Below are 14,923 nucleotides of genomic sequence, written 5' to 3' on the forward strand. Positions count from 1 at the left end.
AGTGAATTATTACTAAGGATTGCGTATGTTTTAATAAAAGTATAGAATCTAACCTAATAAATAATTGGAATATTTTCTCTGATAAAAATTATAAGAAAAGGAGGCGTTAGTGTGCGTAAAACATTTAACGATGAGTTGAAAAGGTTACACGTTAGATTTGCGGAATTAGGTATGATGGTCAATGAGGCGGTACTTCGCGCAACTAAGGCTTTCGTGAATCATGATAAGGAACTTGCAGAGTCTGTGATTGAAAAGGACCTTGTGATAAATAATTGTGAAAATGATTTAGAGAAGATGACCCTTGAGTTAATTGCATTGTATCAACCAGTAACTGAGGACTTAAGAGATGTTATTACTATTTTAAAGGCGAGCTCTGATATTGAGAGAATTGGGGATCATGCTGTGAGTATCAGTCATGCTACCGTGAATATAAAAGGAAGGCAAAGAATTGCTGAAATAGAGGTTGAGACTGCTAAGATGGGTGAATATGTCTGCCAAATGTTTCAGAGTGTACTCGATGCTTATATGAAAAAGAGTGAAGAAAGAGCTCTTAGAATTGCAAAGGATGATTTATTTTTAGATGAGGAGCTTAGGAAAATCAGGAAGAGATGTGTTACGATAATGCAAGAGGACTCTGACTTGGTTATTAGTGGGTCATATTATACTTTGGTTGCTACTTATTTAGAGCGCATTGGCGATTATGTAACCAATGTTTGTGAGTGGATAATTTTTCTCAAGAGAGGAGAAATTGTTGAGTTGAACCCAAATACTAGACAATATTAAAATTTATTTTTTATTAAATTTGAAGGCTCCTTTTTACATAATTTGCTAAACATCTTATGACACTGTAAAATTCTGATAGAAGACCTATTTATTTGTTAGGAGGAGAAGCAGCTGTGAAGGCTAGTAAAAAAATGAGACGATCAGATAATCGAGTTATTTTTGGTGTATGTGGCGGGATAGCTAAGTATTTTGGTATTAATCCTTGGATTTTGAGAGTGATTTTTATCGTTTTAGCAGTTATACCGCATATTACGTTTTTGATTGTGGGTATTTATTTAATGTGTACTGTCTTAATTCCATCTGAGGAAAGCAGTTTATTTTCTGTGCTGTTTAGAAAAGGGAGTCAAGACAATCCACAGGAAAAAAGAAAAAGTTCACGGAAGGTTCTTAAGGATGTTCATGAAAAGGATATCCATTAAATTAAAATTATGGAGGAATTATAGATGTCTTTTTGGCGTGGGGCCTTGGTTAATGCGGTAATATTTGTTTCAGCGGCTGGTTTTTTCCCGCAGGCATTTCATGTGTCCAGTATTTGGATATCGCTTCTTGCAGCAATTATCCTAGGACTGCTTAATATGTTTGTGAAGCCAATATTACTGCTTTTTTCATTACCGATTACTTTTATGACTCTGGGGCTATTTTACTTTGTTATCAATGGTTTCATGCTTGAATTGACTTCTTATTTAGTTGGCAGTTCGTTTGCATTTGCGAACTTCGGTGCTGCTTTTTTGTTAGCTTTAATTCTTAGTTTGGTAAATATTGTAGTAACGAATTATTTCAAGCGTTAGAGAAAGCTTTTTGATTAGAAGAATTAAATTTTTGGGAGGGCTTTTTAAGTGAGTGATATGGTGAGTGTTGAGAACTTAGTTAGAGCAACAGGGATGAAGGTATTTTCAGGTGGCAAGTATCTAAGCACAAAAATGGTAACTACAAGTGATATATCAAGGCCAGGTCTTGAATTGACAGGGTATTTTGATTATTATCCAGCAGAACGTATTCAACTTTTTGGAATGACAGAAGTTTCATTTGCTAGAAAGATGGATAAACAAAAACGCAGAGAAATTATGGAGCAATTGTGTGTAGAAGATGTTACACCTTGCTTTATAATTTCTCGTTATTTGCCTGTACCGGAAGAATTAGATGAAGCAGCCAAGGCGCATAATATACCGGTCTTACGTTCAAAGCTACCCACAACTCGCTTGTCTTCCAAGGTTACAGATTTTTTAGAGACACAATTGGCAGAAAGAAAGTCACTACACGGTGTTCTAGTCGATATTTATGGCTTGGGTGTCCTAATAACAGGTGATTCTGGTGTTGGTAAGTCGGAAACTGCGTTGGATTTGATTAAGAGAGGACATCGATTGATCGCAGATGATCGGGTAGATGTTTATCAAAAGGATGAACAGACAATTATTGGTGAAGCGCCGAAAATTCTTAGGCATTTGCTTGAAATTCGTGGAATTGGGATTATTGATGTCATGAATCTTTTCGGAGCTGGGGCTGTTCGCTCTGAGACCGATATTTCATTGATTGTCCACTTAGAAAATTGGGATCCTGATAAGCAATTTGATCGCTTAGGAACTGGCGAACAGAAGCTAAGAGTCTTTGATGTAGATATTGCTAAGATCTCAATACCAGTAAAAATCGGGCGTAACTTGGCAATTATCATTGAAGCCGCAGCGATGAATTATCGTGCCAGAACGATGGGATATGATGCAACAAAACGGTTTGAGCAAAATTTGAATAGTCTTATTCAAGAGAATTCAGATAAGTAAGGATGTGTTTTTTATTTATGCCAATTTTGGGTGTGTTAAATCCAGTTGCTTTTTCCTTAGGTCCAATTGAGGTCAGATGGTACGGAATTATTATTGCTAGTGCAGTGGTGATTGCTACATATCTTTCTGTGAGCGAAGGAAAAAAAAGAGGAATTGCTGAAGATAATATTTATGATTTAATTCTCTGGGGACTGCCAGTAGCAATAATTTGTGCACGGGTTTATTATGTTATTTTCGAGTGGGGATATTACTCGCAGAATTTAAGCCAGATTTATCGTATCTGGGATGGTGGAATAGCAATATATGGCGGCTTGATTGGAGCTGTAATAGTTTTGGTGACACTGTGTAAAAAAAGGGGATTTTCATCATGGTTGATGCTTGATGTAGCTGCACCTACTGTGATTATGGCGCAAGGAATAGGGCGCTGGGGCAACTTCATGAATCAAGAAGCACATGGAAGAGTAACTACTTTATCTTTTTTGCAGGGATTACATTTACCGGATTTTATAATTAAACAAATGAATATCGCTGGAACATATTATCAGCCAACGTTTTTATATGAATCGGTCTGGGATTTAACAGGTTTTGTTCTTCTGATGTTATTGCGACACCGAGAACATTTGTTTAAGCGCGGAGAGGTCTTTTTTGCCTATGTGATCTGGTATTCATTTGGAAGATTCTTTATTGAAGGAATGCGTACAGATAGTCTTATGCTTGGACCGTTGAGAGTTTCACAGTGGCTATCAGTCATATTATTTTTTGGTGCTGTGGTTTGGTTAGTAATGCGCCGCTATTGGAGACCGTTAGATTCATGGTATCTGGATGGTACTGATGAAACTTATCATAAATAGGAGTGGTTTTTTTGTGTAAAAAAGTTGCGGTTGTTGGAGCAGGCTCTTGGGGCAGTGTTCTTGCAAATATTTTGGTTATGAATGGAAAAGAAGTAAAAATCTGGTCAAGAAGACAAGAACAAGTTGATGAACTTAATCTGAAGCATACTAATAAAGCTTATCTTTCGGATGTTAAGCTATCTGAGAAGTTGGTGGCATCTGCCAATCTGGAAGAGGTTTTAAAAGAAGCAGAGTTGATATTGCTCGCGGTTCCAACTAAAGCTATGAGAGAAGCCTCCCATAAAGTTGGTTTATTAATCGAAAAATTGGATCTTCATCCAATTATTGTCCATGCTAGCAAGGGATTAGAATTAGATACACATAAGCGTATTTCTGAAATTATTGCGGAAGAAATAGTGCAGGAACATGTTGTGGGAATTGTTGCACTTTCTGGTCCTAGTCATGCTGAAGAGGTCGCACGGCATGACTTAACTTTGATTACTGCAGCGTCATCTAATCTGCAAGCTGCCAAAAGCGTTCAGCACATATTTATGAATAACTACTTCCGCGTGTATACAAATAGTGACATTATTGGAGTTGAACTCGGTGCAGCATTTAAGAATATTATTGCACTTGGTGCAGGAGCTCTAAACGGTCTAGGTTATGGTGATGATGCAAAGGCAGCTTTGATGACTAGGGGGTTAGCCGAGATTGCGCGCCTAGGAATTGCACTTGGTGCAGATCCATTAACATTTATTGGATTATCCGGTGTGGGAGACCTAATTGTTACTTGTACAAGTGTTCATTCAAGAAACTGGCGTGCTGGCAATCAATTGGGTAAAGGTGCCAAGGTTGAAGATGTTGTCAATAATATGGGAATGGTTATTGAGGGATTGACGACCGTTAAGGCAGCGTATGAGCTAGCAAAAGATCGTAAAATTGAAATGCCAATTACTGAAGCCATCTACCACGTGGTTTACCAAGGAGAGGCGATAAAGACTGCGATAGCAGATTTGATGATGCGCGAAGGAAAATCTGAAGAAGAAACATTTTAATGGAATACTTATTAAAAGTAAGTTATACTGTAGGTATGATTTTAAATGAGAGAAGGTAATGACTTTGACGAAAAAATATGATGTGGTTGTAATCGGTGCAGGACCTGGAGGGATGACGGCAGCGCTATATGCTTCCCGGGCTAACTTGTCAGTATTAATGCTTGATCGCGGAATATACGGCGGGCAAATGAATAATACAGCAGAGGTTGAGAACTATCCAGGATTCAAGTCGATTTTAGGGCCTGATTTGGCAAAAGAAATGTATGAAAGTTCAACGCAGTTTAATGCCGAATATGCTTATGGTAATGTTGAAAAAGTATCTGTTGCTGAGGATGGACTAAAAACAATTAAAACAGATAGTGATATATTTGAAACTTATGCATTAATAATAGCAACAGGGTCACAATATAAAAAACTGGGTGTTCCAGGAGAACAAGAATATGGTGGACGTGGTGTTTCTTATTGTGCAGTCTGTGATGGTGCTTTCTTCCGCAATCGTGATGTTGTGGTAGTAGGTGGGGGTGATTCTGCAATTGAGGAGAGCTCATATCTTTCACAAATGGTTAAAGAAGTTAATGTGGTTCATCGGCGCGATAAGCTACGTGCACAGAAAATCTTGCAGGAGCGGGCATTTGGAAATTCTAAGATAAAGTTTACTTGGGATACCGTGCTAACAAGTATTGAAGGTGATGGCAAGAAAGTTATAGGAGTTAAGACGCTTGACAAAAAGACTGGTACTGAATCAGTCGTGTCTGTTGAGGGTGTTTTTATCTACGTTGGTTTAGTTCCAATGACAGAGTCCTTTACAGACCTTGGTATAACAGATGAGCAAGGTTGGATTGTAACTAATGAGAAGATGGAAACAAAAATTCCAGGAGTATTTGCGATTGGTGATGTGAGAAAGAAAGAATTACGGCAGATAACGACAGCTGTCGGCGATGGCGGAGTTGCCGGTCAAGGTGCATATAGCTATCTAGAGACATTAAAGGATTAGAATTCGAGTAACTATTGCTAGAGTAATGATTATAAAAACAATCTAAGATTAGAGAGTGTGCCATAAGTCGGGAAAATTTGGGTACTAACTCGAAATTACGAACATCGCGAGTACTTTGCTATGAGTAATTCGAAGTTGGACGGAGAGTTTTGACTTATGAAACACGTTTATTCGGAATAAATAGAGGAACTGAATCAAAAGTTAACTTTTGATTCAGCCTCTTTTTTATTGTTTAAGCTGAACTTAGAATGATAATAATTGATGTTTGTTAAGAAACATGAAAAATAATTGAATATTTTGTCCGTTTTTTGGAAAAAGGTGCTGGTAATATAGTATACTGATTCTAGAAAAACAATGGGAGTGATTTTGTGAGTTGGAAAGAAACTTATCAAACATGGATTAACTATCCTGAGTTAGACAAGGAATTAGCAAAAGAGTTAAAGCAAAATAAGGATAATGCAGAAGTGCTTGAGGATGCATTTTATGCACCTCTTGAGTTTGGAACTGCGGGCATGCGTGGGATAATTGGAGCAGGGATAAATAGGATGAATATCTATACTGTTCGTCAGGCCACCGAAGGGCTCGCTTTATTGATGGATACACTTGATGAAGCAACAAAGAAACGTGGAGTTGCAATAAGTTTTGATTCTCGTCATCATTCGGAGGATTTTGCACATGAAGCTGCGCGTGTTTTAGGAGCACATGGAATTGCCAGCTTTGTTTTTGAAAGTCTACGTCCAACTCCAGAGTTGTCGTTTACAGTGCGGCATTTAAAGACCTATGCAGGAATAATGATCACTGCTAGTCACAATCCTAAGGAATACAATGGATATAAGATTTACGGTGAAGATGGTGGACAAATGCCACCAAAAGAATCTGACATGATTACTGAATTCGTGAGACAGGCACAAGATTTGTTTGCCATTAAGGTTGCTGATAAAGCTGAAATTCTTGAAAACGGTTTAATGAAGATTATTGGTATCGCTGTCGATAACGCATACTTAGCAGAAGTAAAGAAAGTTACGATTAATCCTGAATTAGTTAAAAAAGAAGGAAAAACACTCAAATTAATTTTCTCACCATTACATGGAACTGGGGCAATATTGGGTGAAAAAGCACTACAAGGTGCAGGTTTCTCAAACTTTACAATGGTTTCTGAACAGGCAACACCAGATCCAGATTTTTCAACAGTCAAGAAACCTAACCCTGAAGACGCAGCTGCTTTTGACTTAGCCATTAAGCATGGCAAGGAAGAAGATGCAGACCTTTTGATTGCTGTTGATCCTGATGCAGATAGATTAGGAGCAGCAGTTCGTCAACCATCAGGAGAATATCAATTGCTGACAGGTAATCAAATAGCAGCAATCATGCTTGATTATATTTTAACGGCACGGAAAAATGCAGGGACATTGCCTGCAAATGCAGCTGTGGTTAAATCGATTGTTTCAAGTGAGTTTGCGACTGCAATTACCGAGAGCTATAACGTTGAAATGATTAATGTTTTAACGGGATTCAAGTTTATTGCTGAGCAGATTAAGCTTTTTGAAGAGACTAATAATCATAGCTTTATGTTCGGATTTGAAGAAAGTTATGGTTATTTGATTCGTCCATTTGTGAGGGATAAGGATGCTATCCAGTCACTCGTGATGTTGGCCGAGGTTGCTGCTTATTATAAGAGTGAGGGGAAGAACCTCTATGATGGTTTGCAGGAATTGTTTGCTAAATTTGGTTATTTTGCAGAGAAAACTGTTTCATTAACATTTGACGGTGTTGAAGGTGCACAGCAGATTAAAGATTTGATGACTAAATTTAGGGAGACTGCACCTGCTGATTTTGCTGGGGTTGGAGTTGCTACCATGGAAGACTTTGCCAACTCGAGAAAGACGACAGCTGCAGGTGATGTGTCAAGTATTGAACTGCCCAAGTCAAATGTCTTAAAATACTTGTTAGAGGATGGATCATGGATTGCTGTGAGACCATCAGGAACAGAGCCAAAGATTAAATTCTATATTGGAACACAAGGTAGTACACAAGAAGAATCGCTACGGAAGCGTCAGGCTTTTGAGGATGATATTAAAAGCTTTATTGCAAAGTAGTTATCAAGCTTTAAGCAACAAAGAGTGTAACATAAGTTGGTAGTGTAGTGATTCCCAAAAGTCGGCTTTTTTTGGTTGCCACATAAAATTTGAGCGCTAAAGAAAAATTATGAGCATTGTGCATCTTTTGCTAGTAATTTGGAGTTGGCCGAAGAATTTTCAATTATGGAGCACTTTTATCCCGAATCAAAAACGAGGCTAGATCAAAATTTAACTTTTGACTCAGTCTCGTTTGTTTTTCCAGACAAAAAGCAGGTGATAAGATTGAAAAAGAGTAACGTACAAAGACGTGCCAGTGTAAGAGATGACGTGTTAAATTCTGATTTAATTAGTGCGACAACTTTGGCCAAGAAGTATGGTGTGTCGCGGCAAACAATTGTGGGGGATATTGCTTTGCTGAGAGCAAAAGGTGAGCCCATTATTGCAACTGTCAGTGGATATAAATACCAGAAAAAAGAAGCTCGTTATCATGGCTTACTGGCTTGTCAGCATTCGATTGAAGAGACTCGTTTGGAACTCGAAACGGTGGTTAGTATGGGTGGAGAGATCGAAGATGTTATTGTGGACCACAGTCTATATGGTCAAATAGTAGGAACACTCGGGATTTCAACATTACACGATATCAATGATTTTATGAGCCGAGCTGAGAATGGCAATCATCAGCTACTTTCCAGCCTGACGCAAGGTATTCATTTACACAATATATCATGTAATAGTGAAGCGGATTTTTTTGAAATTAAAAAGAGATTGTCCAATTTAGGTTTGCTTTATCTAGACTAACCAGCTGTCTTGACATCTAACGTAAAAAGAGTTATTTTCTAGATATTGATTTTTTAGGAGTAAATAGATGTAGCTGACAAGGGAGTTTAGATTCAATGCAATTTTTGATCTGACTTTGCCTTGTCAAGTTGGGAGAAAAGTGATGGAACAGCGAAATTTGACCTTGTTGATGGATTTATATGAATTAACAATGGCCAATGGTTTCTTTAAAGAGGAGCCAAGCAAAGTAGGTTATTTTGATTTATATTTCAGAAAAGTACCAGATGAGGGCGGACTTGTTATTTATGCAGGGCTTGCACAGGTTATCAAATATTTAAGAGAGTTAGAGTTTACAGATTCAGATATAGAGTATCTAGAAACACTTGAAACTTTTTCGCCAGAATTTTTGGAATATTTACGAACATTTGAATTTGAGTGTGATGTATGGTCGGTTAGAGAAGGGACACCTGTTTTTCCTAATGAACCATTAATAACAGTTAGAGGACCGCTTATTCAAACACAATTATTGGAAACGATGTTATTGAATATTATTAACCATGAATCATTAATTGCCACCAAGGCTAGGCGGATATGTATGGTTGCTAAGGGAAGGCCCGTAATGGAATTCGGGTCACGCCGCGCGCAAGGAGCTGATGCGGCAATGTTTGGTGCCCGCGCAGCCGTGATTGGTGGCTGTATTGGTACGGCAAATGTATTGAGCGCAAAGCTTTTTGGGTTAACGCCACTCGGTACTATGGCACATAGCTGGATTCAGTCTTTTAAATCTGAACGAGCGGCTTTTGAAGCTTGGTACCGAATTTATCCGAATAACTGTCTGTTGTTGGTTGACACCTACGATGTGTTGAATTCCGGGGTACCGCATGCGATTGAGATTTTTAAAAAATTAAAGGCTAAGGGAATTACTGATCATATTGGAATTCGAATTGATTCCGGTGACATTACTTTTTTGACAAAAACAGCCAGAAAGATGTTGGATGCAGCAGGTTTTGAGAATGCAACAATCACTGTTTCAAATGCTCTGGATGAAGATGTTATTCAGAATGTCTTAGAGGAAGGGGCTACGATTGATAGCTTCGGAGTTGGTGAAAAGCTAATAACAGCGTCGTCTGATCCAGTATTAAGTGGTGTGTATAAACTTGTTGCGACACAGGTTGATGGTGAGATAACACCAAAAATTAAATTGAGTAACACGATTGAGAAGACAACAATCCCCGGATTTAAGAAACTTTATCGATTATACAATAATAATGGCAAAGCTGTAGGAGATTTATTAGGGTTGTTTGGTGAGCTGAATTTAAACGAAGGTAGTGTGTATAGCTCTGACCCAAACAAGACGCAGCAGAAGAAAAAAATTAATAATTTTAAGTTAGAACCATTGATGATTCAGATTTTCGATAAGGGTAGTTTGGTTTATTGCGAACCAGCTACAAATGAAGTTAAAAATCTTTCAAAAAAAATGACTAAATCTTTACCGAAGGCATGCTTGCGTTTAAAGAATCCAGACTTATATGATGTTTTTTGGACGAAGGCACTGAAAACAATGAGAACTGAGATGATAGAAAAATATTCAGAATTGAATTCTTAAAGGTGTACGAAAGTATGTTCGATATGGTAAAATGAGTAGGCGTGATAATGGGTAATAAAAACCATTATCCACGCCTTTTTCATTTATTAATTAGGGGGTAGGATGAATGATTGAACGACAAGACAATCGTCAATTTGAACTAGTTTCTGCATATAAACCCACAGGTGATCAGCCAAAAGCGATTGAGGAGCTCTCTTCAGGAATTCTAGAAGGAGAGAAGGCCCAGATCCTTTTGGGGGCAACGGGAACAGGCAAAACATTTACAATATCAAACGTAATAAAAAACGTTAATAAACCTACCCTTGTTTTGGCTCACAATAAGACACTAGCTGGACAATTATACAGTGAATTTAAAGAATTTTTTCCGAATAATGCAGTTGAGTACTTTGTCAGCTATTATGATTATTATCAACCTGAAGCATATGTACCTTCGAGTGACACTTATATTGAAAAGGACTCAAGTATTAACGATGAAATTGATAAGTTGCGACATTCTGCAACTAGTTCATTGTTGGAACGAAATGATGTGATTGTTGTTGCCTCTGTCTCTTCTATTTTTGGATTAGGTGATCCAAACGAATATCAAAAACATACGCTATCCTTACGCGTGGGACAAGAATTGGAACGAGACGCATTACTACGGCAATTAATCGATATACAATTTGAACGAAATGACATTGATTTTCAACGTGGAAGATTTCGTGTACATGGTGATATTGTTGAAATTTTCCCGGCTTCACGCGACGAGCGAGCATTGCGTATTGAATTTTTTGGAGATGAGATTGATCGTATTCGTGAAGTTGATGTACTTACAGGTGAAATTGTGGCAGAAAGAGAACATGTTTCAATTTTTCCTGCCACTCACTTTATGACAAACGAAGATATTATGGAGAAGGCCATCGATGGAATCCAAGAAGAGCTGCAAGTCCGTCTGGCTGAATTAAAAGATCAGCACAAGTTATTAGAGGCACAGCGTCTGGAGCAAAGAACAACGTATGATATTGAGATGTTGCGTGAGATGGGGTATTGTTCCGGAATTGAGAATTATTCACGACATATGGATGGAAGAAAATCTGGGGAACCACCCTATACATTGCTAGATTTCTTCCCAAAAGATTTTTTATTAGTGGTAGATGAGTCTCATGTGACAATGCCACAGGTGCGGGGAATGTATAATGGCGATCGTGCACGCAAGCAAATGTTAGTTGATTATGGATTTAGATTACCAAGTGCAATTGACAATCGACCATTAACATTGCATGAATTTGAGCAGCATGTAAATCAGATTGTCTATATGTCGGCTACACCAGGGCCTTATGAGCAAGAGCAGACAAATAAAATAGTACAACAAATTATCAGACCAACTGGGCTATTAGATCCGATAATTGAAGTCAGACCAATTATGGGGCAGATGGATGACTTGGTCGGTGAAATTAACAAACGAATTGAACGCAAAGAGCGAGTTTTTGTAACCACACTGACTAAAAAAATGGCGGAAGACCTATCGGATTACCTTAAGGAATTACAGATTAAGGGAAAATATCTACATTCGGACATAAAAACTTTAGAACGGACAAAAATCATCAGAGATCTAAGGTTGGGGCGCTTTGATGTTTTAGTTGGGATCAACTTGTTAAGAGAAGGGATTGATGTTCCCGAAGTTTCACTAGTTGTAATACTTGATGCTGATAAAGAAGGATTCTTAAGAAGTGAGCGCTCATTGGTTCAGACAATTGGTCGTGCTGCACGAAATGAGAATGGTCGTGTGATCATGTATGCTGACAAAATTACGGATTCAATGCAAGGCGCAATCGATGAAACAAAAAGAAGACGTGCAATTCAAGAAAATTATAATGAAGAGCACCACATTACTCCAAAAACTATCAAGAAGAAGGTTCGCGATTTGATTTCGATTACAAAACCTGCAGAAGGCGGTAAAAAGAAGCAGTCATTTACGGAACTTGAATTTTATGATATGGAGAAAGATGACCAAAAAGAGATGTTGGCTAAATTAGAAGAACAAATGAGATCAGCAGCTAAACAACTTGATTTCGAACAGGCTGCGACATTGAGAGATACCATTATTGAATTAAAGGCCCGCATAAAATAGAAAAGAGGAAGATACTTTGGCACAAAATAAGATTGTTATTCATGGTGCAAGAGCTCACAATCTGAAGAATATTGATGTGACAATTCCTAAGGACAAGCTGGTTGTTATCACAGGATTATCTGGTTCAGGAAAAAGTTCGCTTGCGTTTGATACATTATATGCTGAGGGACAAAGGCGCTATGTTGAGAGCTTGTCAGCATATGCCCGCCAATTTTTAGGACAAATGGATAAACCTGATGTCGACTCGATTGATGGTTTATCGCCAGCCATTTCAATTGATCAGAAAACAACTTCAAAAAATCCGCGTTCAACAGTAGGAACTGTCACAGAAATTAACGATTATCTTCGTCTTTTATGGGCACGTGTAGGGACACCATATTGTCCAAATGATGGTCATGAGATTACAAGCCAATCTCCTGAACAGATGGTAGATAAAATACTATCACTACCGGAAAGAACGAAAGTACAGATTTTGTCGCCAATTATTCGTGAAAAAAAGGGACAGCACAAAAAAATTTTTGAGAAGGTCAAGCGAGATGGATTCGTAAGGGTTCGTGTTGATGGTGAAATTCTAGATATTGGGGATAAGCTGGACCTAGATAAAAACAAGAAGCATACAATTGAAGTAGTTGTAGATCGTGTGGTTGTTAAGGAAGGAATCAGGTCACGTCTATTTGATTCTTTTGAAGCGGCGTTGCGTCTATCAGATGGGTATGCCAGCGCTGATACTGGCGATGATAAACTATTACAGTTTTCTGAAAACTTTGCATGCCCGTATTGTGGCTTCACGATTGGTGAATTAGAGCCTAGACTATTCTCCTTTAATGCTCCCTTTGGCGCCTGCCCAGAATGTGATGGCTTGGGAATGAAGCTTGAGGTAGATCTTGATTTAATAATTCCAGATAGTTCAAAGACGCTCAAGGAAGGTGCAGTTGAGCCCTGGAATCCGATAAGTTCACAATATTATCCAATGATGCTAGAACAAATGTGTCAGGAATTTAATATTGAGATGAACGTACCATTTGATAAATTGCCTAAAAAAGATCAGGAAATTGTATTATATGGTGCAGGCGAGAAAACATTCCATTTCCACTATGAAAATGATTTCGGAGGAGTTAGGGATGTTGATGCTAAGTTCGAAGGCGTCATTCCAAATATTGAAAGGCGTTATCACGAAACAAACAGTGATTTTACTAGGGATGTAATGCGTAAATACATGACAAGTCTGACATGTCAGACTTGTCAAGGATATCGTTTAAATCGTAAAGCACTTGCGGTGCAGATTGACGGGAAACATATTGGGCAGGTATCCGAAGATAATATCGAAGCTGCGTTAGATTTTTTCAAAAATTTGAAATTTAATGTTCAAGATACTGCAATTGCACAGCCGATTTTAAAAGAAATTAGAGATCGCTTGACATTCTTGATTAATGTTGGCCTCGCATACCTGACACTTAGTCGTTCAGCGCGAACTCTCTCTGGAGGTGAGGCGCAGCGAATCAGATTGGCAACACAGATTGGTTCGAATTTATCAGGTGTTTTATATATTCTTGATGAACCTTCAATCGGATTGCATCAAAGAGATAATGATCGCTTGATAGATTCGTTGAAGAAAATGAGAGACTTGGGTAATACCTTGATAGTTGTAGAACATGATGAAGATACAATGAGAGCTGCTGATTACTTGATTGATATCGGACCGGGTGCGGGCAGTAATGGTGGAGAAGTAATGGCAGCAGGGACACCAAAACAAGTTGCGCGGACTGCTAAATCATTGACTGGTCAATATTTGTCAGGTAAGAAGCATATTCCAGTGCCCAAAGAAAGGCGTACGGGTAATGGACAAAGAATTACTATTGAAGGTGCTAGTGAAAATAATTTGAAAAATATTGACGTTGATTTTCCATTGGGTACTTTTATTGCAGTTACAGGTGTCTCTGGTTCTGGTAAGTCGACATTAGTTAATATGATTTTAAAACGAGCTTTAGCGCAGAAATTAAATAATAATTCTGAAAAGCCAGGTAAGTACAAGGCAATTGTTGGAACTGAAGCACTTGAGAAAGTTATTAATATTGATCAAAGCCCAATAGGGAGAACTCCTCGCAGTAATCCTGCTACTTATACGAGTGTTTTTGATAATGTACGTGATCTCTTTGCGCAGACAAATGCTGCAAAAGTTCACGGCTATAGTAAAGGACGTTTTAGTTTTAATGTCAAAGGCGGTCGGTGTGAAGCTTGCAAGGGTGATGGCATCATCAAAATTGAGATGAATTTCTTACCTGACGTGTACGTACCATGCGAAGTGTGTCACGGAGCACGCTATAATTCTGAAACGCTTGCGATTGAATATAAGGGGAAAAACATTGCACAAATATTGAACATGACGGTTGAGGAGGCACTTGAATTTTTTAGTGCGATTCCCAAAATTAAAAGAAAATTGCAGACAATTGTCGATGTGGGTCTAGGATATGTCCAATTAGGACAACCAGCGACAACCTTATCTGGAGGTGAAGCACAAAGAATGAAGCTTGCTTCGGAGCTGCACCGCAAGTCAGATGGCAAGACTTTCTATATTTTGGATGAACCAACTACAGGGCTACATACCGATGATATTAAGAACTTGTTACGTGTTTTAGTGCGTCTAGTTGATTCAGGAAATACTGTTTTGGTAATTGAGCATAATTTAGATGTCATAAAAACAGCAGATTATTTAATAGATCTCGGACCAGAAGGTGGTGCGGGCGGTGGTACAGTCATTGGTACCGGAACACCAGAACACCTTGCAGAGAATCCGGCAAGTTACACAGGTAAATATCTTAAAATGGTATTGAATAGATATAAGGATCAATAGGTATTGATTTTTATTAGTAAAATGCTAGAGTTAAGGTTAATTACAATTAGATTGGAGTTGTTTA

The 14,923-nt window shown here is 38.3% G+C and carries 12 protein-coding genes; all 12 read left to right on the forward strand.

The window, feature by feature from the left end; genetic code table 11:
• Positions 1-111: 111 nt before the first annotated feature.
• Positions 112-783, forward strand: coding sequence for a phosphate signaling complex protein PhoU (gene phoU / locus ABF682_RS03180; RefSeq protein WP_289977895.1), 672 nt, complete (start codon positions 112-114; stop codon positions 781-783).
• Between the two features lie 113 nt (positions 784-896).
• Positions 897-1,202 (forward strand): PspC domain-containing protein, encoded by a 306-nt coding sequence (locus tag ABF682_RS03185; protein WP_289977897.1) that lies wholly within the window; start codon positions 897-899, stop codon positions 1,200-1,202.
• Between the two features lie 24 nt (positions 1,203-1,226).
• Complete coding sequence (locus tag ABF682_RS03190) at positions 1,227-1,571, forward strand: phage holin family protein (protein ID WP_289977898.1); 345 nt, start codon at positions 1,227-1,229, stop codon at positions 1,569-1,571.
• Between the two features lie 48 nt (positions 1,572-1,619).
• Positions 1,620-2,558 carry an HPr(Ser) kinase/phosphatase gene (hprK, locus tag ABF682_RS03195; RefSeq protein ID WP_289977900.1) on the forward strand — a complete coding sequence of 313 codons (939 nt, stop codon included), beginning with the start codon at positions 1,620-1,622 and terminating at the stop codon, positions 2,556-2,558.
• Between the two features lie 17 nt (positions 2,559-2,575).
• Positions 2,576-3,409, forward strand: a complete 834-nt coding sequence (gene lgt, locus ABF682_RS03200) for a prolipoprotein diacylglyceryl transferase (protein ID WP_415618995.1) — start codon at positions 2,576-2,578, stop codon at positions 3,407-3,409.
• An 11-nt stretch (positions 3,410-3,420) separates the two neighbouring features.
• Positions 3,421-4,443, forward strand: a complete 1,023-nt coding sequence (locus ABF682_RS03205; RefSeq protein WP_415618996.1) for an NAD(P)H-dependent glycerol-3-phosphate dehydrogenase — start codon at positions 3,421-3,423, stop codon at positions 4,441-4,443.
• A 64-nt stretch (positions 4,444-4,507) separates the two neighbouring features.
• Positions 4,508-5,437 carry a thioredoxin-disulfide reductase gene (gene trxB, locus ABF682_RS03210; protein WP_415618997.1) on the forward strand — a complete coding sequence of 310 codons (930 nt, stop codon included), beginning with the start codon at positions 4,508-4,510 and terminating at the stop codon, positions 5,435-5,437.
• Between the two features lie 368 nt (positions 5,438-5,805).
• Positions 5,806-7,533 (forward strand): phospho-sugar mutase, encoded by a 1,728-nt coding sequence (locus tag ABF682_RS03215; protein ID WP_415618998.1) that lies wholly within the window; start codon positions 5,806-5,808, stop codon positions 7,531-7,533.
• 264 nt (positions 7,534-7,797) lie between these two features.
• The gene (locus ABF682_RS03220) at positions 7,798-8,313 is read left to right on the forward strand and encodes a 3H domain-containing protein (RefSeq protein WP_415618999.1); all 516 of its coding nucleotides are present in this window, start codon (positions 7,798-7,800) and stop codon (positions 8,311-8,313) included.
• A gap of 142 nt (positions 8,314-8,455) precedes the next feature.
• Positions 8,456-9,898 (forward strand): nicotinate phosphoribosyltransferase, encoded by a 1,443-nt coding sequence (locus ABF682_RS03225; protein ID WP_289977908.1) that lies wholly within the window; start codon positions 8,456-8,458, stop codon positions 9,896-9,898.
• A 106-nt stretch (positions 9,899-10,004) separates the two neighbouring features.
• Complete coding sequence (gene uvrB / locus ABF682_RS03230) at positions 10,005-12,008, forward strand: excinuclease ABC subunit UvrB (RefSeq protein ID WP_289977909.1); 2,004 nt, start codon at positions 10,005-10,007, stop codon at positions 12,006-12,008.
• Positions 12,009-12,024: 16 nt separating this feature from the next.
• Positions 12,025-14,859: an excinuclease ABC subunit UvrA gene (gene uvrA, locus ABF682_RS03235; protein WP_415619000.1), complete on the forward strand. Its 2,835-nt coding sequence runs from the start codon at positions 12,025-12,027 to the stop codon at positions 14,857-14,859.
• Positions 14,860-14,923 lie beyond the last annotated feature (64 nt).

The sequence above is a fragment of the Liquorilactobacillus sp. genome, assembly GCF_047719775.1.
Taxonomy (GTDB): Bacteria; Bacillota; Bacilli; order Lactobacillales; family Lactobacillaceae; genus Liquorilactobacillus.

What these genes read in the sequence shown, in the direction of transcription:
- ABF682_RS03190 (WP_289977898.1), top strand. Translation starts at nt 1,227, where the DNA reads ATGTCTTTTTGGCGTGGGGCCTTGGTTAATGCGGTAATATTTGTTTCA.
- lgt (WP_415618995.1), top strand. Translation starts at nt 2,576, where the DNA reads ATGCCAATTTTGGGTGTGTTAAATCCAGTTGCTTTTTCCTTAGGTCCA.
- ABF682_RS03225 (WP_289977908.1), top strand. Translation starts at nt 8,456, where the DNA reads ATGGAACAGCGAAATTTGACCTTGTTGATGGATTTATATGAATTAACA.
- uvrB (WP_289977909.1), top strand. Translation starts at nt 10,005, where the DNA reads ATGATTGAACGACAAGACAATCGTCAATTTGAACTAGTTTCTGCATAT.